Genomic DNA, 23,490 nt, shown 5'->3' with positions numbered 1-23,490 from the left:
TCTTGGCTGTCATGCGTCGTAATCATCGTGTGTACTGTCCCGCACGGTGCCGACATATTCCTCGATGAGGTCTTCAAGAGTGACAATTCCGTATTGATGCCCGCCATCGACGACTTGTGCGATATGTCGGGAGCGTCCACGCATATGCCGTAGAGCTTGGTCTATGGGGGTTGACGGTGCGAAGGTCATCAACGGTCGGATTTCGTTGCGAGCCAATACAGTTGTTGGATCAGCGGTAGGGGAGATTTCACGATCTAAGATATCTTTGACGTGGATGTAACCCAAATAGGTTCCGTCTCTGCCCGTGACGGGAAACCGTGAGAAGCCCGTGTCAGCAACGGCATCTTCGACATCGCCCATTAACGGCCCTGTGCCTCGTAGGGGCACTGTCCGAACTGCGTCGGCGGGTATGAGGACTTCGTCAATATGACGACGAGGGGACATCAGAGCTTTGTTGAGACGGGAGTGCTCTTCAGCATCGATTAGGCCTTCTTGTCGTGAGTCAGTGATCATGCGTGCTAACTCAGAGGAACTAACTGTGGAATCAAGCTCATCTTTCTGTTCGATATTGAATGCTGCGAGCGTGATGCGTGCTACCCAGTTGAAGAAAAGGATGATTGGTCGGGTGACTTTCACGAACATCACATGGAAGGGAATGAGCCACATAGCAACGTTCTCTGGGCCTGCGAGTGCGATGTTCTTCGGGACCATCTCTCCTAAGATAATATGCAGGATCGACACCATCAGAAGGGCAAGCGCGAATCCGAGTGGATGTATCAATTCCTCGGGCACACCGACCAGGTTAACTGGGGTCTCGATCACACGAGAGACCGTTGGTTCACCGACCTTACCGAGCAGCAGGCTCGCTAACGTAACGCCGAATTGGGCGCCAGCCAGGTTCATTGACAAGTTCTCAGCAGCGTTAATGACTACCTGTGCCCGTGTATCGCCAGATTCCAAGATTGATTCCAAGCGGTCTTTACGAGACGAAATCAATGCGAACTCTGCTGCTACAAATGAAGCATTCAGAGCGATAAGGAGAAGAGTGAACAGGATTTCCCCCACGGCACTGATCATTGTTCATCACCCCGTGGGGACCACCGATTATTCTCCGTCGTTGCCATAGTGCTCGCTGTCTCCGGGCCGATGGGTGTTAACAGAACCCGATCGACCCGCCGGCCATCCATGGAGATCACACGCGCTGACCACGACAAGGGATTATTTTCGACGACATTCGTATCCAGATCTGGCAACACCACAATGTCGCCTTCAACCGGGATGCGTTTAAGGTTGGTCATCACCACACCACCCAGCGTCTCATATGGCCCGTCAGGTGCCTTATAGCCCAAGCGGGCTTCCAACTCATCGATCCGCACAAGCCCTGAACAATCCCACGATGTGCCAGATTGTCGTATTTCGGTCTCATTTTCAGTGTCGTCGTGCTCGTCAAATACAGCTCCGAGGATCTCTTCGACCATATCCTCAATGGTGACGATCCCACTAGTACCCCCGTATTCATCGGCGACCATCGCCATTTCGCACCCTGATTGGCGGACGATTTTGAGCACGCTATCACAATCAAGGCTGGCAGGTACGACAGGAGCTGGTTCGGCGAGGTCGATGACGAACGTTGAATCGCGTCGTGCTGTTGGGACAGTGAAGGCGGTTTTAACGTGAATCACGCCGAGAGTGTTATCAAGATCACCGTCAGTGATAGGAAAGCGAGAATGACCAGTGTCCATGGCGAGCATAAGTAAGTCGGTCATCGACGCATCTTTATCAAGTGTCTCGACCTTTGCGCGTGGGGTCATAATCTCGTCAGCGGAGACGTCGCCAAACTTAAGTGATCGATCAATGAGGATAGCTTGATTCTTGGACATCCCCCCATGGAGGGCGGAATTCCTCACCAGGGCACCAAGCTCCTGAGGGGATCGCGCCGATGCCAGTTCATCTGCGGGGTCGATACCCAACTTCGTGACTAGCCGGTTGGCCGACCAATTCAGGCCCCTGATAAACGGAGAGAAAATCCGGTTGAAATAAATGACGGGACGAATAGTAAATTTCGCAGCCCTCATCGGGTTGGTAATGGCCACATTCTTCGGGACAAGCTCGCCGTACACCATGGACAAGAGTGCGGCAACCACCATGGCGAGAATCAGTGCGATGGACTGTGCCGTTGACGGCAAAACCCCAGCCACATCAATGAGCGGAGTGAGGAACCGTGAGAGAACCGGCTCGGCAAGATATCCAGTAGCTAGCGTCGTCAGCGTAATACCAAGCTGAGCACCAGAAAGGTGGAAGGAAAGATGCTTGTGCACCTTTCCCACCATCATCCCCATGGGAGACGTGTCTTCCTGAATAGTGGAGCTTTCTAAGCCAGTCAATGCGAATTCCACCGCCACGAACAACCCTGTGCCCGCGGTCAGGCCTATGAAACCTATGATGCCCAGAATGCTTAATACAATGTCCATAGTTGCTAGCAAGTGTACGTCAAGCGACTGACAGAAATAGCCGTAGCAGAGGTACAGAAGAAGCCTTAGCAGCTATACCTCAACTTCTGACCGATCACCAGACCACAAGGTATGGAAGGATCCTTCCTTATCAACCCGTCGGTAGGTGTGCGCACCGAAAAAGTCGCGTTGCCCTTGAATCAGGGTTGCCGGCAACCTCTGTGCACGGAGAGAATCGTAGTACGACAATGAGGAGGCGAAAACGGGGATGGGTAGACCCATCTCGGTCGCAGCGACGACGACGCGACGCCAGGAATCCACCAGATTAGCCATTTCATTAGTGAAGTAAGAATCCAGCAAGAGAAGCTCCAGGTCCGGGTTCGCTTCATAAGCGTCACGAATCCGATTGAGGAATTTCGCGCGAATAATACACCCGCCACGCCAGATTGTGGCTAACACACGAGGATCAACATCCCAATCGTGATCGGACGAACCGGCTTTAATTTCGTCAAAGCCTTGAGCATAAGCAACCATCTTCGACGCATAAAGGGCACGGCGAACATCATCGATGAAACTGTCCCGATCCGCAGCGGATACCGGCTTCCGACATGAACCGCTCGGAAGATGCCCCTGTGCTGCAGCGCGCTGAGAGAACGCACCCGACAAGGCACGAGCAAAGACAGCTTCCCCAATTCCAGTGACGGGGATGCCGAGGTCAAGCGCCGCCTTAACTGTCCAGCGACCAGTCCCTTTTTGCCCCGCACTATCGACGATGACATCGATGAGGGGCTGGCCGGTCTCAGCATCGACTTGGGCGAGAACCTCAGCGGTAATCTCTACCAAGTATGAGTCGAGATCGCCTCTATTCCAGCGTCGGAAGACATCGGCGATGTCGGCCGGTTCCATCCCCGCTCCGTAGCGGAGAAGGTGGTAAGCCTCCCCGATAACCTGCATATCTGCGTACTCAATACCGTTGTGAACCATCTTTACAAAGTGCCCCGCACCATCGGGGCCGATGTGTGCACAACAAGGAACTCCGTCGACCTGCGCGGCGATGGACTCGAGCAGAGGCCCCAGAGACTTATACGATTCCTCGGGGCCACCAGGCATAATCGATGGACCATTCAGAGCACCTTCTTCACCGCCAGAAATACCCGCCCCGACGAAATGCAATCCACGCGCAGCAATCTCCCGTTCACGCCGGATCGTGTCTGCATAGAGCGAATTGCCACCATCGATAATGATGTCACCTTCCTCCATGGCATCGGCTAGTTGTGAGATGACGGCATCCGTAGCCGCGCCAGCCTGCACCATAATGAGGGCGCGCCGGGGGCGTTCAAGGGATGCGACGAATTCGTCGATGGTCGACGATGGAATGAATGATCCGGCTGTTCCGAAAGTTGACATGAACGCGTCGGTCTTTTCATGGGAACGGTTGTAGACGGCCACGGTGTGTCCGTGCGATGCGAAATTGCGGGCGATATTCGAGCCCATCACTGCAAGGCCGACGACTCCGATATTGGCTAGGTTTTCTTTTGCTGAGGGGGTGTCACTCATGTTCACTGAGTGTAGCGTGTCCTCTTTTCGACGTCTGCGGGTACACGTAACAGTAGGATGAGTCCTTATGAGTTTTGTTGAGAAATTCGAGATTTCCACTCGGCGTCAGCTGACCGATGACGAGTTAGCTGAGCTCAACAGTGGGCTTGCCTATGGTGATAGTGACGGTATCGGGGCTAGGGGTGCGGACGGTAGATTTTCTCACAGTGCTGAGGGTGCTGTGATTCCGCGAGGCTTAGATCGAACGCTCGGTATGGTTTTTACCTCGGTTGGTCCTAAAAGAGTTGAGGGGCGGATCGTCATTGATGACCGTCATCTACAGCCGTGGGGCGTCACCAACGGAGGCGTCTACTGTGCCATCGGTGAGTCGATTGCGTCGATTGCTGGGTTTATTGCTGCTGGAGGGGAAGCAACCGTGATGGGTGTGAATAACAACACGGATTTCTTCCGCCCGTCACGGCCAGGTGATGTTTTGCGTGCTATTGCCCGGCCTGTCAACCTCGGCCGGACTTTTCAGGTATGGGAAGTCCTGATTGCAAACGAAGAAACTGAGAAGCTCGTTGCGCGGACGAATCTTCGAACGTCAGTTATTTACCCGTCTTCCACTTCTCGGCAGGGTTAGAATTTCCCAGTTTCCGGGTTTCTCTGACTTCCGCTGCATCCGGCAATTCGATGGCCAACTTGTCAAGGCCGTTGCGCGCATAGAGCTGTTGCTGTGTGGTGTCCAAGTGCCAGCGTTTGCGGGAAATGGAGTTGAGGCCCCAACTGACCATGGACACCAGGCGATTTCGGAAGCCTACGATGAACGCGAGGTGAACAATGAGCCAGGTGGCCCACCCAAAGAAACCCGCGAACTTGACTTTATTTAACTTGACGACGGCTTGGAATCGAGACACTGTTGCCATCGAACCTTTATCGAAGTATTCGAAGGAGGGGCGTTCCTCGGGAGATCGGCCGCGGGCTTCTTGAGCGATTTGCTCAGCAACGTATTTGCCGCCCTGAATTGCCACTTGTGCGACACCCGGAAGGCTATTAAAGGACATCATATCGCCGACGACGAATACATCTCGATTGTCGCCGACAGTTAGATCAGAATTGACTGGGACTCGTCCTGCCCTGTCGACTTCAATTCCACTCTGCTGTGCGATGATTTTTCCGAGGGGAGAGGCAGCAACACCGGCAGACCAAATCTTGCACGATGCTTCGATCGTCGTTTCCTCGCCAGATTCGAGATTTTTGTAGGTGAGGCCGCGTTTGTTCACGTCAGTCACTACGGAGCCGAGGATAATTTCAACACCCATGTGTCGCAGCTGGTTTGCTGCTTTTCTTCCTAGTTTCTTTCCGAATGGTGGCAGAACCTGCGGTGCTCCGTCAATAAGTACGATGCGAGCATCGGCGGGATCAAAGTTGGAGTATTCCCCAGTTAGCGTGCGGTTGGCCATTTCTGCAACTTGCCCAGCGAGCTCGACGCCCGTCGGGCCAGCGCCGACGATGGCGAAGGTGAGGAGACGATCACGTTCACGCTGATCAGTGGTCATCTCAGCGCGTTCGAATGCGCTAATGATTCGCGAGCGAATTTCTAGGGCATCGTCGATGCTTTTCATTCCCGGCGCGTACTTGGCGAACTGGTCATTTCCGAAGTAGGACTGTGCTGCGCCGGCTGCCACGATCAGAGAGTCATAATTAAAGACCAACTCGTGGCCATCTTGCGATGCAGTAACGGTCTTATTTGCGGTGTCGACGGTTTGTACCTCGCCGCGGGCGACATGGATATTTGAGTCAGCGTGGAAAATCTGCCGGATGGACGAGGCGATTTCGCCTGGTGAAAGGATACCGGTTGCTACCTGGTATAGCAGGGGCTGAAAGACATGGGTGTTGCTTCGATCGATAATGGTGACGTCGACGTTCTCGTTGGCAAGTCTCTTTGCGGCGAAAATACCTCCGAATCCAGCGCCGATGATAACGACGTGGTGTCGAGAATTGCGAGTGGTAAGAGGGTTGAGTTTCGTTGTGTCGGAGGTCATCGGGTCTCCTTTAGTGGTTATGTCATGGCCTGTGTGACCACGAAATCTATGACGGCGTATCAGTGTATGTCGGATCACATGTATATAACCACTCACACTATAGTGGCCGTCCTGTGTGTGGTAGTTGGCCAGGATGGTCGTCAAACTAATTAATGGTTGATGTGCAACTTCCGTCTACTTTTGTGGTTTATGTGGCGTGGGGTGACCAGCTAGATCAACATCTGCGGTAGTTTTAATGGCGATAAGCATCGTGGTTATGAGGCTCACATACCGGCACCAACTAGGGGTTACGGTCTGCGCCAAGGAGTCGGGAAGGAGATCCTGCTGACGTGAAAAACCAAGGCCATATCGACCCCGCAATCTGGCCAAATCTCGTCCGTGAGCCGTCCGCTCCAATGATGGGAATCCGAGTTGGCGCCGTTCATAATCGACTTGAAGAATTCCTCGAGTCGGTAAACATTGCTGTCCCAGGCACCTCCATGGGGATAGGTGATATCGAGCCCGAACCGATACTTGATTACGATGCAGAAGCTGTATTTTCGTCAGAGCCAATGCGGATGTCAGTCTATGACCCCAATGTCTTAAACCGCATGGTTGAGTCTGGATTGCTTGGTCTCGGTGAGGGGTATATCGCAGGAGAATGGGATGCGATGCCCCTCGCGGATGTCTTGGCAACACTCCTTGACCATGACACTGAATCAGGATGGGGGAGAGCTCTGTCTCGATGGTCTCGTCGGGCGGTTGCTGGAGTCCCCCGCGCAGGGGAGCTTCCCCTCGACCTTGTCGACCTGTGCACTGGCTCGTCCCAAACGTGGGGAAGCCCCTTATTCGCTACCAGTTCACGAACCTCAGTCACGAAGACGCTGAACTGGAAGAATAAAAACACGATCGTCGATGTTACGACGTATGAAACACCACAATCAGTGACATACGATGATATTGAATCGGCACAATACCGACGAGTTAACCACATGTTAGATGAATGTCGTGTTGGGCCAGGTTCGCGCGTACTTGAGTTTCCGGCGACGAGCGCAACGCTAGCTGTTATTGCTGCGCGGCGGGGGGCCACGGTGGATGTTCTCACATCAGACCCCAGTTACGCGGCTGGGATACAGCGAATTATCAAGCAAGAAAAGCTTGCTGGCGCTGTTCACATCGAAACCATCCGAGGCCCGATTCCGAGTCCACGACAATGGTCCGGCCTCTATGACGCCATTATGTCTGTTGAACGCATGGAAACCATGGGTACAGATGGACTCGGATTATTTTTACGAGCGATCGATAGAATGCTTGCTCCTGGGGGACGGGCATGTATTCAAAGTGTTATTGATACTGGGCTATCTGAGAATTCTCTTCAAGCATTAGGTCTGGTACGTGGCTATGTATGGCCGGGATTGGAGTACTCGACTGTGGATAGCATTCGTGATGCATTAATGAGGCACACTGAATTGGTGGAGAGAGCTGAGGCTCATTGTGGTGATCACCTACGGGTTACACTGCCATTGTGGCGGCGAGAATTCGCAATTAATCGGGACGCGGCAGCTGCCGCGGGATTCGACCGGGTATACCGACGTTTATGGACGTACGTTTTGGGGCTACAGGAAGCTTTATTTATGCGCGGCGAACTCGATGTGGTTCAGTTTATTCTTCTGAAGCCGAGCCGGAACGGGTAGGTGAGTGTGACGGTCGGACGTCGGGATCCTCGGGGGCGGCATCACGGTGGGTATTGCTGCTCCGGCTGTCATGGCGTTTTTGCCACGCGAGGTGAGTGGCTTTGAACGCGATCGGTATCACCACAGATAGTATTCCGAGGATAATAAACCAGTGAACATATTTCTCGATAAGGGGTATTCCACCTAGCCAATATCCAATCGCAATAACTCCGGCGCCCCATACAGTACTACCGATAATAGACCAGAGGGTGAACGTTCGGTGTCTCATGCCAGAAATACCGGCAACGACAGGAGTGAGGGTACGGACCACTCCAATAAAGCGAGCGAACATGACAGTCGGAGCACCAAATCGGTCAAAAAAATGATTTGTGCGGTCAAGGGCGTGTGGGCCCATCCATCTCATCACCTTAGATTCAAGAATCCGAGGGCCAACTTTCCGTCCGAAATAGAATCCGACCTGGTCGCCTACAATCGCTGCGATGGGAACGCCAAGTAAGAGCTGCCAAAGAGGCGCGAAAGGATGAGGCTGAGCTGCTAAAATACCGGCGGTAAACAGGAGTGTATCGCCAGGAAAAATGAAGCCGATCAGCATTCCGGTCTCCATAAAGATAATGACGAGGACGCCAATAAAGCCGAAAGTTCCAATCAGCATATTGACGTCAAACATGCTTGATACCCCATCCCAATCATTTCAGCGTGTCCGTGTCTATAGAGGGAGCGCCCGTGTTACTTTAGCCCTCAAGGGCTCTAGGCTACTCTATGTTGCTTTCGTTATGTATTGGAACTGCTGGGCCTTGGTGTCTGCCGGCCATATTATCTGCTGTGAGCAGGGATAATTGTGCCGATGGTAACCTCGCCCCCTTCATCGTATTGCTTATTTGTCGTGGGGTTCGACGGGGGGAAGTGTGGACCAGGGAAAATTAATCCATTTATCGGTGTATTTCCACACGTAGTTAGCCTTAATGACAGATTGCGGTTTTTCGTAGATGACGGCCGTACGAGACTCCTGGACGGTTTCTTTGCAGAATTCCTGGACGAGCTCCAATGTCTTGCCAGTATCTGCCACGTCATCGGCGATCAGGACTTTCATCCCCGTGAGATCAACGGCATCCGGTGTTGGGGGGAGCATGATGGGGGTATCAAGGCGTTCGTTGATACCAGTGTAGAACTCAACATTGATGACAGAGACATTCTTAATTCCCATGGCGTACCCCAGAGCGCCACCAATGAGTAAACCACCCCGGGCAATCGATAAGATGAGGTCAGGCTGGTAGTCGTCGATAATAGCTTGTGCGAGTTCGCGCATGGCGCGACCAAAACCTTCATAGGAGAGTTCTTCGCGGATACCTTCGGTAGCACCGTCGATGACGGAGCGCGTGTTGTGTTCTGATGAGTTCATTGACGACGACATATGTCCTTGTCCTGAGGTCACGGAAAATGATGAGCGCCAGCACCGGTGCTGTGAATGATGTTGGCATTGGCCAAAGGCCTGTCGTTGATTGTAAAACAGACCAAGGTGTGAATGAGAACGACAAGCTGTATGGCTAGGTTTCACCTATGGATATGATTCCAAACAGAGAAAAGAGACTCTCGTAGAATGGAATTTCTTAGGGTGGTTACGGAGATTCAGTTCGCACTGAGTAGGGCACCGGCCTATTATTCCTTGTCGTGGTAAAGAGAAGGATGGGTAGGCGCCCCCTTAATCCCACCCAACTAGTGTCTGTTGGGTTTTTTGGTCTCATCATCACCGGTGGTGTAGCACTGATGATGCCGTTTTCTAGTGCACAACATACGGTCACTAACCCAGTAGCCGCGCTATTCACGTCCACCTCAGCCGTATCATTAACAGGGTTGAATGTGGTTGATACTGGGGCCCACTGGAGTATTGTCGGTAAAGTCATTATCGCCACGCTTATCCAGCTCAGTGGACTGGGTATCATGAGTCTGACTTCCCTCGCTGGGATGGTGCTTACAGGTCGTCTGGGGCTGAGGTCGCGAATGAATGCGGCTGCCGAAGGCCGCACGTTGTCTATCGGAGATGTGCGGTCAACTCTATTTGCAACCCTTGCCTTCACCACATTGGTAGAAGGAATTGTCACACTGATGCTGGCATCCAGGTTTGCACACCGGTACGGAATGACTACTGGGCATGCGCTCGGGGAAGGGCTTTTTCATGCGATTTCGTCGTTCAATAATGCTGGGTTTGGGCTTCGGAAAGATAACCTCGTTTCCTATGCAACGGATGCATGGATTCTGCTCCCGCTGGCAGGATCGATCATTATTGGCGGCCTTGGTTTTCCTGTCCTTCGAGAGCTTGCCACGCGGACCCGTATTCGCGTATCCCGTGGGTGGGGTTGGGCAGATCGGGATAGGCAACTTGGCCACCTCAGTGTCACGTCTCAGCTGACCCTCATTGGTACTGCCGTGTTGCTCATTGGTGGTTGGATCGCGGTGAGCGTTCTTGAGTGGGATAAGGCAATGGCAGGCATGTCGGCAGGCGACAAGATATTATCCGCTTTTTTCCAGTCTGTGACTCCCCGTACTGCGGGTTTTAACTCGTTGGATTATGGAACCTTTCACCCGTCGACGCTTTTTATTACCGATATCATGATGTTTGTTGGGGGTGGCTCCGCTGGAACTGCTGGAGGTATCAAAATCCCTACGTTACTCGTCCTCGTGGCGGCAATGATCGCGGAGTTTCGTGGCGAGAGTGATACTGTCATTGGGCACCGTAAGATTTCATACTCGGTGGTGCGGCAAGCCATGACGGTTTTTGCATTGGGTATCATGCTTGTTGTTATTGGTGTCATGTCGTTGATGCTGATTGAGAACAATGTCACTGGCTCGCAGATCTTGTTCGAAGTCACCTCAGCGTTTGGCACAGTTGGTTTGTCGACGGGGATTACTCAGTCTCTAGCTGTTCCGTCGCAGATTATTCTGTGTTTCATCATGTATTTGGGTCGTATTGGTCCGATCACGTTGGTGACAGCTTTGGCTGGCCAAGATAACGCGCGACGATTTTCTTATCCTGAGGAACGGCCGTTTATTGGTTAAATTATCTTGTCAGAGGGGCAAAGTGCTGTGGGGTAGTGATGAGGTATGACTGTCGCATTCAGTCACCATAATTTAGCGAAACAAAAAGTAAGGAAAAAAATTTAGATAATGCACATCTTTTCATCAACTCCGCGCGCAAAGATGAATCTCGCTCCAGTAGCGATTGTTGGCCTGGGGCGGTTTGGTTCCGCAATGGCACGCGAACTCACAGAGCACGGCGTCGAGGTTATGGGGATAGACCGTCGTCAGCGGACTGTTCAGGACGTGGCTGACATTGTTACCAATACTGCAGTTGCCGATTCCACGGACATTGAAGCGTTACGGCAACTGGGGATAGACCAAGTGGGTCGTGCGGTTGTGGCTATCGGATCCAACCTTGAGGCATCAATCTTGACTGCTTCGAACCTAATGGAGCTTGGGGTGAAAGATGTGTGGGCAAAAGCGGACTCGAAGGCTCATGGGCGAATATTGACCCAACTGGGAGTCCATCACGTCGTTCGCCCGGAGGCAGATACTGGACGACGCGTTGCACACATGTTGGGAGGTCATGTTCAGGAGTTTGTCCAGTTTGACAAGGGTTACAGCATGATTATGACCAAGCCAAACAAAGTTTTGCTTGGTCATCCATTAGATAACCGTCGGATGTGGGAAAACTTCAAAGTGCACGTTGTTGCTGTGCGGAGTGACGGCGGGCAATGGGTTCCTGCGACTGATGGCCGTGAGCTTGACGCCACTGATCAATTGATCGTCGCTGGTAGCCCTGATCGGATCGAAACATTCGCCCGGAAATAGGGTTGGGTATCATCAGTTCTGACTGACGCTAGCCCCGGGAAATCATTCTAGCGTTTATATTGCAGCATAGCTTGGCGCTTGTAACTGGCAGGAAGGTCAGGAGAGTAGGGCCTTGGGAGAGGTTGAGCGCGAGCGGCTAGTGATGACGATCCCGGAGGTGGACAGACACTGGTAAAGTGACATAATGTAGATTATCGGCTAATTAATTATGGGTGTTACCTAGACACATACAGAGCCTTCAGCCCTATTCTGTCACAGTGACGTAATAGAGCTGTATTTCTACACAGCATCTCTGCGTGTCTCTAAGGTTTTCTTCCCCCTTTTTCTGGAACGTGGCTAGATATAGCTGGGCGGCGAAAACAAGGTCTGGCTATACGTTCTTGAGATGTGGAAATCGCAGGCGTAAGGCCTCGCGAAGGGCTGGATCGCTTACTAACTTGGTAAGTATTCGGATAGTCGGCTCAACCTCGTCAATGCTGTCAAAATGTGTCATTAAGGAATCAAGGAAACGGTTGGTAAATTCTGCTTCTACTGCATGAATGTCCTGCATTTTTGCTTGTCCCGCTTGGGTTAGACTGTGGAGGGTTGCTCGCTTATCCTCCTCGGGACGGGAACGAATCGTCAACCCTTTCCTTGCTAATGCGGCAAGGATCCGGCTTGGGCTTCCCGATTCGCATAGCATGTGTCGGCCAACATCCTGTGTGGTCATTGGGCCATAGCTATCTAGGATCTCCATCGCCTCCGCCTGTGGCGGTGTTAGCTCTATAGTGCGAAGGATACCTGCGAGATGCCGGTTACCTTGCCGTTGAAGTGCAAGGATGGTGTATCGGAGTTCTTGTGCCGATGTGGTGACGTTATTGTTCATAGATTCCTTTGCTTGTAGTGATGTTGGCGACAGGCTTGAGGCACGATTGGTAACGTCTTTATGTGACAAGGATATGTCTTTTTGATGTGGGAGTGCGGTCCTCCCCTTTCTTGTTGAATGTCACAAAATGTGTGTCAAAGCATGAAAACCTGGTTCTCAGCGGGGGGTCCGGCGCGTTAATTAGGATCGGCCGGATGAGTTGTGCGCCTTCTATGTTTGCGACCTGACAATATGCAAATTGTTAAATCATCATCTCCGTCATGTTTAAAAAGATGTTGTGTCATGCATGTTGGATCATGTATGTTGGTGAATGTGATAACTGGGTTCCATTCTGGTGGCCTACACAAATGAACTGAGGAGAAAAATATGAGGCTGCTGACGATCGTACAACAGCACCCTCGCAAGATTGTGGCGATGTGGACGCTGTTCTTCATCATCACCGGGGTGTTGGCCACTCAGCTAACAGGCGCAGTCAAAGCGGGTGGATTTATTGATTCTCACGGAAGTTCGGCGACAACGCAGAAACTCGCTCACCATGCATTGGGAGATCCAGAGAATCAGCTCACCGTGTCTCTCACCAGCGACAACCCGATCAAACCGATGATTGTCGAAAAAGTATCGAGCGCTGTGTCGGCGATAGACCACGTCTCCGAGGTTATCGATGGGCGCACAGCTCCGTCTCTCTCCTCGAATTCTGGTCGGACGCACGTGCTGCAGGTTAATCTCGGAGCGGACAACACCACTACTCAGAACAGCGTTCCTCACCTTCGTCAAACCGTGAAAAATGCACTCACCGGGACAGGCGTTGATAGCCACGTCACGGGTGCCGCAGCTCTCGACTATGACCTCAACATACAGTCCCAGAAGGATGCCTTGCACGGCGAGCTTATCGCTTTTCCGCTTCTGATTATTATTCTGTTATTGGTGTACCGGGCTATTGGGCCAGTCCTCATTACCTTGGCAACAGCCACAGTCTGCCTAGCTGGCACACAGGGTATTGGAACAATTATTGCACGCAACGTCGATACCTCGAACTTCTACACCACAGCCGGCTCGTTGATCGGCCTCGCGGTATCGGTTGACTATTGTCTCTTCATTCTTTCTCGATACAAAGAAGGGCTCACTCGCGGTCAGAAACCAGCAGAATCTTTTCGCTTCGCGGTGTCCACCACCGGTCACGCAATCCGGTATGGAGGACTGTGCGTCGTCGCTGGACTAAGTGCATTGTTTTGGGCTCGAAACATGGTATTTGGCTCGATTGCCGGTGCAGGTATTGTTGTCACTCTTATTGCGATTGCAGCAGTATCAACCCTTGTCCCAGCTCTAGTCGCCGTACTCGGGGATAAAGTCTTTTTCGGTAAACTGCCGGACTTTGCAACGATCGATCAACCTACAGATGACAACGATACTGTCGATGATTCTCACAGCGAACCAGAAGTACATCGCCGGCCGATAGCAGTTGTCCTCGCTCTCGCCATCCCACTGGCTATCGCGGCAATACCTCTTGCCTCTCTACGATTGCAGGTGCCGGTAGCGGCGGCATCTATTCTTCCCGTGACTGCAGATTCTCGCGCTGGTATCGAGGCCGTTAGCAATGAACTTGATTCCCGGGAGTTGTTTCCCACGAGCGTCATTGTTGAGGATGATCCTGATCCATCCGAACTGACTCGCCGTTTGGCGGAAGTGTCGACTGTACAGACAATGGTGACTAAAAAATCCGTTGAAGCCAGCCGGTCCAGGATGGGAATGAGTGGAAAATTCAATGGGCACACGTATACGCGAATAGTTCTCATCGCCGCCGGAGCTCCTGACAGTGATGATGCTCATCACATGGTTACCGATGTAAAGAACGTCGTGCGCCAGTGGACGGAGACCTCAGGGACGAATGTCTACGTTACCGGAGCTACCGTGAGCGGAAGTGAATTTGATGACTTGGTGACAACATCCATCCCGTGGGTCATTGGGATCGTGGTCATCATGAGCCTCGCTCTGCTCGGATGGACTTTCCACTCGTGGATGCTTCCGATATTAGCTGTTCTACTCAATGCGCTCGTCGTTGCTTCTGCTATAGGGATGTTATCGATGGGATGGACGTCGATTACTGGCGATGCGATCAATAGCGTCACTCCCCTTGTCGTCTTCGCAATCGTGTTTGGGCTCAGCATGGATTACATGGTGCTTATGGCATCACGGATGAAGGAAGAATGGCATGCAGGACGAAGCCATCGAGCTGCAATTTCCGTAGGAATGAGAAAAACATCAGGGCTTGTGATGTCCGCAGCTGTCATCATGATTGGTGTGTTTCTGTCTTTTACGATTGCAAAGATCAGTATTGTTCAGGAGCTGGGCATTGGACTGGCTATCGCGGTCGCTCTCGACGCGCTTATTGTCCGCCCATTCCTACTGCCAGCGATCCTCGCACTCATTGGACATCGAGTGTGGGGAATGGCGAGGTGATCGTGGTACATCACTTGGCATTGTCCTTATACATCACGTTCGGCTTGGCTCTTTGACCGATATACCTGACGCAACTGAACAATAGTGAGCACAAAAAGAACCACGAAGACAACAAGGATGATCCAAAGTTTTTGGATGACTCCAATAACGATAAGAACCGCCAAAATCGCCAGTCGGAAAAACCGGGTCCAGATCAGTGTGTTGTTGCTCACTATTGCTTCTCCATCGTTAGAAGCAGATTAATTTCGCCCTGCTCATCGATCTTGGCAGCAACGAACTGCGGAGACTCGATGTGATAATCATGACGGCTAATCGGGATGGTGCTAGAAACAATAAGCTTCTTTCCAGTACGGAGAGCTTTCAACGTCACAGTGATATCTTTCTTAACCCCATGGATCTCCAAAGTTCCCGGCGCCGTAACGTCGCCAGCGTGACCGTCGCTCGGTAGCGTAGACACATCGACAGGCCCCCTGAGTGTAAAAACAGCGCGTGGGTATTTGTCTGTTTCCAGAATTGTTCGACGCACGTTGATATCACGCTTCTCCACATCGCTGGAGATAGATTTCACGTCGGTGGTTGCCGCCCCAGCTGTCAACGTCTGGTCTGAGACTGTAAAAGAGCCGGTCACCCTCCTTGTCGATCCACTTGTTTCCTTCGACTTGCCCGGCAAAATCTCGTGGAACGTATACCCAGCGGACGTCGCGTTCTTTCCGGATCCGGTAACAACCTTCCACGTGCCATCGATCTCAGTGCTCGCCGCCTTGGCGTTGCCATCGCTAAGAGATTCCGTCTTAGTCCCTCGGTCAGTAGCCGCTTTATACAAGACAGGCCCAACAGATGCTAAAACAATGGTGACAATCGCAATGACAACCAATGTGATCCACGGCTTTTTCATAGAGGCTATCGTACTAGCTGGCCGCGTGTTTCATAGATTGACCCGAACACATAGTGACATAACCTGGCTTGTCCTCATTCGCTAGATTTTTCGACGCTTAACCGGATAGATTCAATCTCGCGCGCCAAGGCCGCCAATTCTTCAGTCATCACCAACAGGTCTGCGTTTCCCGCCCCCTCATGAACTGCTGTATTGATGTCCTCTGCCGCGCATCGTAACTCAAAGAGTGAATCGAAGAGGTATTGCGCTTTCTCACCTCGCAGAACGAGATCGGACTCAGAAATACCGATGCCACCGTGTCCATGGCGCTGCTCATACGCTCGTTGCCGGCAGGATTGTGAACAGTACTTGGGCTTTCTCCCCCGTCCAGCATAATCAAGTGGATGTCCACACCACTGACAGCGAACCTCCTGCATTACCTGTTGTTCTTTCATCATGGTCCCTGTATGTCGACAGTGCATAGCAAATGTGGAACAGAACTAGGTGTTCCGCCGTTGTGTAGAATGAGACGGTTATAATAAAAAGGCTGATCGCTTTAGACTCTAGTGCGCTAGACGCACTCGACATAAAGTTTTCTCCCTGTACGTATATATGATGACGTAAGGACTGATTCCCCGCATGGCAGACCGTGTTCTCCGTGGCAGTCGAATGGGCGCCGTTTCCTACGAGACGGATCGCGACCATGATCTAGCCCCTCGACAACTTGTTAAATACCGCACTGATGACGGAAAAGTGTGGGAAGTTCCTTTCGCTGATGATGCCGAGATTCCCGGTGAATGGCCATGTCAAAATGGAAAAATTGGCGAACTCGTCGAGGGTGAAGGTACCGAGGCGAAACCAGTCAAACCGCCACGTACCCACTGGGACATGCTCCGTGAACGGCGCAGCATCGATGAACTGGAAAAACTTCTGGACGAGCGGCTGGATATGCTTAAACAGCGTCGCCGCGCAGCTGCCAAGATGATGAAAGAACAAAAAGAAGCCGAAGAAAAAGCACAAGGAAACTAACACTAACCCGGCTCCCTATAACACCATGTCGCTGGTAGGGAGCCGGGTTATTCCTTACCCCGAGGTGGTCGTTTTACGAACGGAATCGCCTCTTTTGTTTTTCAATGAACTCTTTCACCTCGTGTCCAATCAAACGCTTTGACGAAGTGAAGAGGTCTTTAGCCTGCTGAGATCGGTAATCCAATCCCCACTTTGTCACCTCAAGTAGAGAATCTTTTACGAAATTACCTGAGAGTTTCGACTCCCCCAATTCACGTTCGGTAAACGTGATCGGCACCTCACGAACATCAAACCCCTTCTCAAGAACCCGCCAAGCCAGGTCAGTCTGGAAAATATAGCCAGCGTTGGAGAGCTCATCGAGATCGATAGCATCGAGTACAGCGCGCCGATACGCCCTATATCCAGCCGTAATATCGCGGATACCAGCACCTAACACGATATTGATGTACGCGTTTCCCCCACGAGATAAGAACTGACGTGACGCTGGCCAATTTACCGTCTTTCCACCTGCAACATAGCGCGAGCCAATCGTCAGATCAGCACCATCATTGACAGAATCAAGGAGAAGATGAAGTTGCTCAGGGGCATGAGAGCCATCGGCATCCATCTCACAGATGACGTCATAACCGTGGCTTAGTCCCCATCGGAAACCAGCCACATATGCTGCGCACAATCCTTCCTTGCCCTTGCGGTGGAGAACGTAGATGTGGGAATCATCAGCCGCCATCTGATCGGCGAGGTCACCAGTGCCGTCGGGACTATTATCATCAACCACCAAAATATTGACGCGATCAGGCTCTGCTTTACGTAACCGGCCCACAATAAGCGGCAAATTGTCCTTTTCATTATACGTCGGGATGATGACCAACGTGTTGTCGCTCGGATGAGTCAACGGTGATCCTCTCTGTTGATAGCTACTTCGACTTTACCCGTTTCGCCAACCGTAGTGACACAGAGGCACCCAGTAAAAGGCCAACCCCGAGGCCACACATCGTCCACTCCACGACCGGTGCAGAATATGACGCTACCGTGCGTGTCGCTCGGAGAGGGAGCTGAGCATGAAGAATCCCCTCTGTGAACATCTGCGTACGCTCAGACACCTGTCCATTAGGCCGAATAATGGCGGAGATACCAGAAGTGGCAGCCACTACAGTGGCACGGTCATATTCGACAGAGCGCAACCTACTCATCGCCAATTGTTGATACGACATGTCCGTAAAACCGAACGTCGCATTATTCGTTGGAACAGAGAAAATCTGAGCCCCACCTTTTATAGCGTGCTGAAACGCTTCGTCAAAGGCAACCTCGTAACACGTTTCCACCCCAACTGACACGAGAGAATTCGTTGTCCCCGAACGAACATGGACAACACCGTTATCGTCTCCAGGAGTAAAATCCCCTACCATATCGACATAGGCCGAAAAGTGTCGAAAAAAGCTTCTCCAGGGCATGTACTCACCAAAAGGCTGCAAATAGACTTTATCGTGCCTCTCCCCTGGCCCCGTGTCAGGATCCCACACCACAACAGTATTGCGTTGCTGACCATGTGGATACGTCAGGGTACCTAAAATAATTGGAGCTCCCACAGCCTGAGCTGCCTTCTGGATCTCATCCTCAGCCAGGGAGTCGATAAAAGGGTCCACGTCTGAGGAATTCTCTGGCCACACGACAAAATCCGGCTTGGGTGAAACATGGTCCCCAATTCGCCGTGCCAGAGCCAACGTCGCATCACGGTGATTTGCTAACACCGCACGCTGCTGCTCATTAAACGTCAACCCTAGACGTGGAACGTTGCCTTGAATGACCGCCACAGTGACCTCGGTTTCTGACGACTGCGTCATCGCTTTACCAGAGCGCCGACTCATCGTCGGCGCCGCAAACGAGTCAATTCGTTCAGCCGACGGCTGAGGACCAGCATGTATCTGCGTCCATGCCGCTCCCGCGATCCCTGGAATAACAAGGATGATTGCCAATCCCGGAACCCACAAGCGCCGAACAAGGAGGGAAAAACCAATCCCCATCACGACGGTTGCGACAGTAACGAGTGCAGGGCCACCAAACCGGGCAAAAGACAACAATGGGCCAGATACCTGTCCCCATGCCAACCGAGTCCACGCGAACCCACCAAAAGGCCAGTGTGATCGTGCATATTCGATAGCTAAATACCACAGCGGAACTCCGATAACACTGAATAGCAACTCATATGCTGTCAATCTGCTGTTTTTTCGTCCACCCGTGCGCGCTGCACATAGTAGAAATACAGCGCCTGCGCCAAACAACAACGAATAAAGCGCCTCCACAATGCTGAGTGCAATCCACGGGACTGATCCCACATACTCCCCAACCCATGGGAGATAGAAAAGGTAGGTGACCAGGGCTTGAGTGAAAGCGATAAACGCACCCAGCCATGGGCCCGGGGCTGACGACCGAGAACCCCACGGCTGAAGAGCAACTATGACAAGTGCTATCCCGACAGGGGCAGCAAACCACAGACCATTGGGCTCGTACGAGGCATAAATACAGAGCCCGGCAAAAGCAGTCAGTACAAACCGTACCCCTACATAAAAGATCCGGTTACTGTATGTATGCTGGGTCGCCCTTCGGACATCGAACTTACGTGCTGCTTTCTTCCGCCGATGCGCAGAACGTTGACGCTGAGCTGGCATGGCATCAAGACTACTATTAGCACATCTGATTCCAGCGCATTACCTTATGCGGACAAGACCATGTGGTTGGTTGTTGACTGAGATAGCACCATTATTCGTCAAAATGAGAATGTCTTCGATGCGAGCGCCCCACTCCCCCCCAAAATAAATACCAGGTTCGATAGAAAACGCCATTCCAGGTTCGAGAATCAGTTCATTTCCCTTCATGATGAACGGCTCCTCGTGAGTAGACAATCCGATACCATGGCCGGTGCGGTGGATGAACTGATCACCATACCCAGCGTCGGTAATAATATTTCTGGCAACCGCATCAATCTGCGCCGCAGACACACCGGGCCTCGCCGCGGATACCGCCGCCTCCTGCGCCTGGTGAAGCACGTCATAGACTTCCTGCTGCTTCTCAGTCGGTCCGCCGACGACGTACGTGCGGGTACAGTCCGAATGGTAGCCGTTGAGTGTTCCCCCGATGTCGACGACCACCACATCACCCGAAGAAATGACCCGATCAGAGTAGTCATGATGGGGATTTGCACCGTTGGGGCCAGATCCCACAATGATGAAATCGACAGCATCATGGTCCTGAAGAATGAGCTGCTTAATGTCTTGGGCCACCTGACGTTCAGTACGCCCCTCACGGAGCAAAGCCGGTACAGCCGCGTGAACGCGGTCGATGGCATGTCCAGCCGCAGTCAGTTGCTCAATCTCGTAGGGATCTTTCCGCATAAAAAGTTCGCGGAGTACCGGCCCTGCGAGGATCCAGCGGTAACCATGGTCCTGGAGAGGAAGCAAATGGTCCGACGTCACTGTGGACCCGACGCCAACCGTCCCTGAGAGAACGTTCCCCTCAGCCATACTGGTCGGAGCCGAGCGAAGAACATTTACGACCAGGTCATACGGGTTCTGACCATCGATCCAATAATTAACCGTCATATCAGCACGGGACACATAGCTATCCTCGACCTCACCGCGTTCCACAGCCGGCGTAATTAGGACCGATCGGTCTTCCGTGATGACCAAGGCTGTTAAACGCTCGTGAGAAAACAACGGAGTACCAATGAAATACTCCAGCTCTACCCCAGCTCCAAAAACAAGTCCTACCAGGCCATTGTCCTTGACCAAACGACGGGCACGCCGAAGGCGATCCGAAAAAGCCACATCACGACCATGAATACTGCTCTGTGTCATGGCTACGAGACTACTAGCAGACGCACATGACCACTTCTAACTACCCATAGCGACGACACCCCGACGCATTGCCTCGACTGCTTGACGGGCATGAGCACGAATATCATCGGAATATCCAGCAGACTTAATTTGGTTAAGCACATCAATGACCTGTCGACAGGAGCGCACAAAATCACCAGGTGTCAACGACGCACCATTCGCCGCAGCAGCTTGAATACAGTACGACAACGGGGCACCAGCAGTCCACTGATGCATTGCCGTCGCCAACTCCCCCTCCACTGGGCGCGTCAGAGGAAGACCGTGACGCTCCTCATCAGAAACAACCTCCTCCCACAGGCGCTCAGTATTCTCCATCGCCTTCGCTAATCGCTCCGTTGGAACATCGACATCCCCAGGAACAGACTTGCGATTATCAAAGACACACGTGCTCACGACACCAGCGAGCTCTGCCGGATCAAGGTCATCCCAAATCCTCCTCCGCAAACATTGAGCAATAAGCAGATCCGATTCATTATGGATCCGTGCTAGGCGGAGCCCCTCCTCAGTGAGTAACAGATCATCAGCAGCCCCCCCCTCTGCTAACTCCACCACCTCGATCGGCGGGTCAACATAACCAATCTCACGCAGCAGAGCGATCCTCCTGTCAAACGTTGAGACCAGCGTCTCCGCATCACGAGCGCGCACAACCGAATCTGACCGGGAATCCCGCAAACAATCATCCTGCGCTTTCACCCACTGCTCATAACTGCGCACAAGATTTTCCCGATCATCCCACGTGTGCACTGGATGAGCACGCAACTCTTTCCTCAACGACGTAATAAGCGGACTCTTCTTCACCCGAGCTCGTGGTTTCAACGACCGCGGCCGATCAAAATCATGCCTCCGGAACTCAGAACGAATAAAAGAACGTGCACGTTTCGGACGACGCGACACATCCTGTGGAAGCCGCATCCGTCCCACTTTCATCGGGACATTACCCAACTCATCCGCATGAAGATAGCCAGCGCGCCCATCTTCAGTAATCACCATTGGTTCGGGATCACGATCATCCCTGTCGCGACGATATCGACTACGATCACGCTTCCCACGCCGCCCACGATAGTCACCACGGCCTCCTCGGCCAGGTGACTCTTCTGCTGCGCTGGGAGTACGAACGCACACCGCCAACGCAGGGTTACGGCCTTCAGGAAGGGCAATCACATCCCCCACAGCCACCGACCGAAGGAATCGAGAAATCTCCTTCAATCGCTCCTTGCGGTTGTCAGCCTGAAGTTTCTTTTCTTCGCTCGACAAGTCGTGACGAATAGTGACATAGTCCGCCAGCTTATTTTCTGATCGATGACCCAGGAGCTCTCGAAGATCCTCATGGCGTGATTCAACCTGCCGACGGCGAACGCGCTGCTTATGAGCATCAGCAACGACGTCCTCGTTCGCCAAAAACTGGGCAAATGATCGCTCAAGAAGCGCATGAGATTTCGTCACACCCAATGTATTCAGCAAGTTCACCGACATGTTGTAGCCCGGACGGAACGTCGATACCAACGGATATGTCCGCGTCGACGCCAACTCAGCGACAGCTTGTGGATCCAATGACGGTTGCCACAACACCACGGCATTACCCAACACATCAATACCACGCCGGCCAGCACGACCAGTCAGCTGAGTGTATTGAGCTGGAGTGAGATCCACATGGGCTTCCCCATTAAACTTCACCAATGATTCCAACACGACAGTCCGTGCAGGCATATTAATCCCTAGTGCCAACGTCTCCGTCGCAAAAACGACTTTGAGCAGACCTTGCACGAAGAGTTTTTCCACCACATGCCGAAACGCTGGGAGCATCCCCGCATGATGCGCAGCAATCCCACGCGACAAATTAGTGCGCCATCGACGAAACCCCATAAGATCCAGATCCTCGTGAGGGATATCCGCAGTATCTGCGTCGACAATCGCAAGAATCTCACGAGCCTCATCCCGCGTCGTAAGCTGAACTCGGGCCGAGTAGCACTGTGCTAACGCACCCTCGCAACCGGCTCGAGAGAAGATGAAGATAATGGCAGGCAGCATTGATGCAGCCTGTAACTGTCCAATAACAACAGGACGATGAGGCCGTTTCCGACGCCCATTACTGCGAAGCTCGGCACGACCGCACTTCGACACCAACTCCGGGTTAATCTCAGGTGGTTCACCATCTGATAACGAAGAATCATTCGACAAAAATAGCGGGACAATAGAGTTCCCGATCAACATATACTGGTGGAGAGGAACCGGACGGTGTTCCCACAGAATAATGTCTGTGTCCCCTCGGACTGTCCTGATCCATTCTCCGAACTGCTCGATATTAGAGACAGTGGCAGACAACGCCACAATGGAAACAGCGTCATCCAAATTCAGGATAACTTCTTCCCATACTGGCCCACGTTCCGGATCGGCAAGATAATGCACCTCGTCCATGACAACATGCGACAAATTATCCAAAGAATCTGCGTCAGCATAGATCATATTGCGCAACACTTCAGTGGTCATGACAATCACATCAGCATCGCGGTTGACGGAAATATCACCAGTCATCAGCCCCACGCGGTCATCGCCATACCTCGCGCGTAAATCGTTGTATTTCTGATTCGAGAGCGCCTTAATAGGCGTCGTATAGAAGCATCGCTTTCCCAGCTCCAAAGCCAGGAAGACCGCGAACTCCCCCACAATCGTTTTCCCCGAGCCCGTCGGCGCGCTGACAAGCACCCCCCGACCTCGTTCGATGGCATGGCAACCATCGATTTGGAACTGGTCAAGTGAAAAATCCTGGCAGTCAGAAAAACGGTGAAAGATGGGAAAATCGTTATACGCTGAGTGAGAAGGCATCA

21 protein-coding genes are annotated in these 23,490 nt (G+C 52.4%); 7 read left to right on the top strand and 14 right to left on the bottom strand.

The features are described from left to right. Window positions 1-9 precede the first annotated feature (9 nt). The 3 genes from V5S80_RS03715 to gndA all read right to left on the bottom strand — a co-directional run bounded on the left by V5S80_RS03715 (window position 10) and on the right by gndA (window position 4,007). Window positions 10-1,077: a hemolysin family protein gene (locus V5S80_RS03715; protein ID WP_395169356.1), complete on the bottom strand. Its 1,068-nt coding sequence runs from the start codon at window positions 1,075-1,077 to the stop codon at window positions 10-12. Further along, window positions 1,074-2,471 (bottom strand): hemolysin family protein, encoded by a 1,398-nt coding sequence (locus V5S80_RS03710; RefSeq protein ID WP_395169355.1) that lies wholly within the window; start codon window positions 2,469-2,471, stop codon window positions 1,074-1,076. Before V5S80_RS03710 ends, V5S80_RS03715 begins: the two co-directional genes overlap by 4 nt. A gap of 72 nt (window positions 2,472-2,543) precedes the next feature. Next, the gene (gene gndA / locus V5S80_RS03705) at window positions 2,544-4,007 is read right to left on the bottom strand and encodes an NADP-dependent phosphogluconate dehydrogenase (RefSeq protein ID WP_395169354.1); all 1,464 of its coding nucleotides are present in this window, start codon (window positions 4,005-4,007) and stop codon (window positions 2,544-2,546) included. A gap of 67 nt (window positions 4,008-4,074) precedes the next feature. Between gndA and V5S80_RS03700 the strand changes: the two genes are divergently transcribed. After that, window positions 4,075-4,629 (top strand): PaaI family thioesterase, encoded by a 555-nt coding sequence (locus V5S80_RS03700; RefSeq protein WP_395169353.1) that lies wholly within the window; start codon window positions 4,075-4,077, stop codon window positions 4,627-4,629. On the opposite strand, the gene V5S80_RS03695 is transcribed toward V5S80_RS03700, so the two are convergent. Continuing rightward, a complete protein-coding gene (locus tag V5S80_RS03695; protein ID WP_395169352.1) occupies window positions 4,595-6,031 on the bottom strand; it encodes an NAD(P)/FAD-dependent oxidoreductase in 1,437 nt (478 codons plus the stop codon). The two genes, V5S80_RS03700 and V5S80_RS03695, sit on opposite strands and share 35 nt — an antisense overlap. 329 nt (window positions 6,032-6,360) lie before the next feature. Here V5S80_RS03695 and V5S80_RS03690 point away from each other — a divergent pair, with 329 nt between their 5' ends. Next, on the top strand, window positions 6,361-7,704 hold the full coding sequence (locus V5S80_RS03690) for a class I SAM-dependent methyltransferase (protein ID WP_395169351.1): 1,344 nt from the start codon (window positions 6,361-6,363) through the stop codon (window positions 7,702-7,704). Here V5S80_RS03690 and V5S80_RS03685 read toward each other — a convergent pair. Together V5S80_RS03685 and V5S80_RS03680 are read right to left on the bottom strand one after the other, a co-directional pair. After that, window positions 7,673-8,371, bottom strand: a complete 699-nt coding sequence (locus tag V5S80_RS03685) for a DedA family protein (RefSeq protein ID WP_395169350.1) — start codon at window positions 8,369-8,371, stop codon at window positions 7,673-7,675. The genes V5S80_RS03690 and V5S80_RS03685 overlap by 32 nt on opposite strands. A 207-nt stretch (window positions 8,372-8,578) precedes the next feature. Further along, window positions 8,579-9,103 (bottom strand): phosphoribosyltransferase, encoded by a 525-nt coding sequence (locus V5S80_RS03680; protein WP_395169349.1) that lies wholly within the window; start codon window positions 9,101-9,103, stop codon window positions 8,579-8,581. Between V5S80_RS03680 and V5S80_RS03675 the strand changes: the two genes are divergently transcribed. From V5S80_RS03675 to V5S80_RS03665, 3 genes are all read left to right on the top strand, one after another. Further along, window positions 9,094-9,252 carry a hypothetical protein gene (locus V5S80_RS03675; RefSeq protein WP_395169348.1) on the top strand — a complete coding sequence of 53 codons (159 nt, stop codon included), beginning with the start codon at window positions 9,094-9,096 and terminating at the stop codon, window positions 9,250-9,252. The genes V5S80_RS03680 and V5S80_RS03675 overlap by 10 nt on opposite strands. Window positions 9,253-9,372: 120 nt before the next feature. Beyond that, window positions 9,373-10,758: a TrkH family potassium uptake protein gene (locus tag V5S80_RS03670; RefSeq protein WP_395169347.1), complete on the top strand. Its 1,386-nt coding sequence runs from the start codon at window positions 9,373-9,375 to the stop codon at window positions 10,756-10,758. A 108-nt stretch (window positions 10,759-10,866) separates the two neighbouring features. Next, complete coding sequence (locus V5S80_RS03665) at window positions 10,867-11,550, top strand: potassium channel family protein (RefSeq protein ID WP_395169346.1); 684 nt, start codon at window positions 10,867-10,869, stop codon at window positions 11,548-11,550. Window positions 11,551-11,920: 370 nt separating this feature from the next. Here the strand turns inward: V5S80_RS03665 and V5S80_RS03660 are convergent, their stop codons facing one another. Continuing rightward, the gene (locus V5S80_RS03660) at window positions 11,921-12,415 is read right to left on the bottom strand and encodes a MarR family winged helix-turn-helix transcriptional regulator (RefSeq protein ID WP_395169345.1); all 495 of its coding nucleotides are present in this window, start codon (window positions 12,413-12,415) and stop codon (window positions 11,921-11,923) included. 366 nt (window positions 12,416-12,781) lie between these two features. Between V5S80_RS03660 and V5S80_RS03655 the strand changes: the two genes are divergently transcribed. Beyond that, window positions 12,782-14,872 (top strand): MMPL family transporter, encoded by a 2,091-nt coding sequence (locus V5S80_RS03655; protein ID WP_395169344.1) that lies wholly within the window; start codon window positions 12,782-12,784, stop codon window positions 14,870-14,872. Window positions 14,873-14,898: 26 nt separating this feature from the next. Here the strand turns inward: V5S80_RS03655 and V5S80_RS03650 are convergent, their stop codons facing one another. The 3 genes from V5S80_RS03650 to V5S80_RS03640 all read right to left on the bottom strand — a co-directional run bounded on the left by V5S80_RS03650 (window position 14,899) and on the right by V5S80_RS03640 (window position 16,204). Continuing rightward, complete coding sequence (locus tag V5S80_RS03650; RefSeq protein ID WP_395169343.1) at window positions 14,899-15,084, bottom strand: hypothetical protein; 186 nt, start codon at window positions 15,082-15,084, stop codon at window positions 14,899-14,901. Further along, a complete protein-coding gene (locus V5S80_RS03645) occupies window positions 15,084-15,767 on the bottom strand; it encodes a YceI family protein (protein ID WP_395169342.1) in 684 nt (227 codons plus the stop codon). Before V5S80_RS03645 ends, V5S80_RS03650 begins: the two co-directional genes overlap by 1 nt. 74 nt (window positions 15,768-15,841) lie before the next feature. Further along, the gene (locus tag V5S80_RS03640) at window positions 15,842-16,204 is read right to left on the bottom strand and encodes a hypothetical protein (RefSeq protein ID WP_395169341.1); all 363 of its coding nucleotides are present in this window, start codon (window positions 16,202-16,204) and stop codon (window positions 15,842-15,844) included. A gap of 181 nt (window positions 16,205-16,385) precedes the next feature. On the opposite strand from V5S80_RS03640, the gene V5S80_RS03635 reads away from it, so the two are divergent. Next, entirely contained in the window at window positions 16,386-16,775 is a 390-nt protein-coding gene (locus V5S80_RS03635) for an RNA polymerase-binding protein RbpA (protein WP_395169340.1), read from the top strand. 73 nt (window positions 16,776-16,848) lie between these two features. On the opposite strand, the gene V5S80_RS03630 is transcribed toward V5S80_RS03635, so the two are convergent. From V5S80_RS03630 to V5S80_RS03615, 4 genes are read right to left on the bottom strand one after another with little or no spacing between them, the layout of a single operon-like run. After that, window positions 16,849-17,667, bottom strand: coding sequence for a polyprenol monophosphomannose synthase (locus V5S80_RS03630; protein WP_395169339.1), 819 nt, complete (start codon window positions 17,665-17,667; stop codon window positions 16,849-16,851). Window positions 17,668-17,689: 22 nt separating this feature from the next. After that, window positions 17,690-19,441, bottom strand: a complete 1,752-nt coding sequence (lnt, locus tag V5S80_RS03625; protein ID WP_395169338.1) for an apolipoprotein N-acyltransferase — start codon at window positions 19,439-19,441, stop codon at window positions 17,690-17,692. A gap of 39 nt (window positions 19,442-19,480) precedes the next feature. Next, window positions 19,481-20,626: a M24 family metallopeptidase gene (locus tag V5S80_RS03620; protein WP_395169337.1), complete on the bottom strand. Its 1,146-nt coding sequence runs from the start codon at window positions 20,624-20,626 to the stop codon at window positions 19,481-19,483. Between the two features lie 36 nt (window positions 20,627-20,662). Continuing rightward, window positions 20,663-23,488 carry a DEAD/DEAH box helicase gene (locus V5S80_RS03615; protein ID WP_395169336.1) on the bottom strand — a complete coding sequence of 942 codons (2,826 nt, stop codon included), beginning with the start codon at window positions 23,486-23,488 and terminating at the stop codon, window positions 20,663-20,665. Window positions 23,489-23,490 lie beyond the last annotated feature (2 nt).

The organism is Corynebacterium sp. PCR 32, assembly GCF_037464985.1.
Classification (GTDB): Bacteria; Actinomycetota; Actinomycetes; order Mycobacteriales; family Mycobacteriaceae; genus Corynebacterium; species Corynebacterium kroppenstedtii_D.
The sequence above is the reverse complement of the archived record's forward strand: the minus strand, read 5'-3'. Positions and strand labels throughout refer to the sequence as shown.

Bases quoted from the DNA above. Each gene is read 5' to 3' on its own strand.
- gndA (WP_395169354.1), bottom strand. From the start codon at position 4,007: ATGAGTGACACCCCCTCAGCAAAAGAAAACCTAGCCAATATCGGAGTC.
- V5S80_RS03635 (WP_395169340.1), top strand. From the start codon at position 16,386: ATGGCAGACCGTGTTCTCCGTGGCAGTCGAATGGGCGCCGTTTCCTAC.
- V5S80_RS03700 (WP_395169353.1), top strand. From the start codon at position 4,075: ATGAGTTTTGTTGAGAAATTCGAGATTTCCACTCGGCGTCAGCTGACC.
- V5S80_RS03620 (WP_395169337.1), bottom strand. From the start codon at position 20,626: ATGACACAGAGCAGTATTCATGGTCGTGATGTGGCTTTTTCGGATCGC.
- V5S80_RS03640 (WP_395169341.1), bottom strand. From the start codon at position 16,204: ATGATGAAAGAACAACAGGTAATGCAGGAGGTTCGCTGTCAGTGGTGT.
- V5S80_RS03660 (WP_395169345.1), bottom strand. From the start codon at position 12,415: ATGAACAATAACGTCACCACATCGGCACAAGAACTCCGATACACCATC.
- V5S80_RS03715 (WP_395169356.1), bottom strand. From the start codon at position 1,077: ATGATCAGTGCCGTGGGGGAAATCCTGTTCACTCTTCTCCTTATCGCT.
- V5S80_RS03655 (WP_395169344.1), top strand. From the start codon at position 12,782: ATGAGGCTGCTGACGATCGTACAACAGCACCCTCGCAAGATTGTGGCG.
- lnt (WP_395169338.1), bottom strand. From the start codon at position 19,441: ATGCCAGCTCAGCGTCAACGTTCTGCGCATCGGCGGAAGAAAGCAGCA.
- V5S80_RS03675 (WP_395169348.1), top strand. From the start codon at position 9,094: ATGAGTTCATTGACGACGACATATGTCCTTGTCCTGAGGTCACGGAAA.
- V5S80_RS03645 (WP_395169342.1), bottom strand. From the start codon at position 15,767: ATGAAAAAGCCGTGGATCACATTGGTTGTCATTGCGATTGTCACCATT.
- V5S80_RS03615 (WP_395169336.1), bottom strand. From the start codon at position 23,488: ATGCCTTCTCACTCAGCGTATAACGATTTTCCCATCTTTCACCGTTTT.
- V5S80_RS03710 (WP_395169355.1), bottom strand. From the start codon at position 2,471: ATGGACATTGTATTAAGCATTCTGGGCATCATAGGTTTCATAGGCCTG.
- V5S80_RS03665 (WP_395169346.1), top strand. From the start codon at position 10,867: ATGCACATCTTTTCATCAACTCCGCGCGCAAAGATGAATCTCGCTCCA.
- V5S80_RS03685 (WP_395169350.1), bottom strand. From the start codon at position 8,371: ATGTTTGACGTCAATATGCTGATTGGAACTTTCGGCTTTATTGGCGTC.
- V5S80_RS03695 (WP_395169352.1), bottom strand. From the start codon at position 6,031: ATGACCTCCGACACAACGAAACTCAACCCTCTTACCACTCGCAATTCT.
- V5S80_RS03680 (WP_395169349.1), bottom strand. From the start codon at position 9,103: ATGAACTCATCAGAACACAACACGCGCTCCGTCATCGACGGTGCTACC.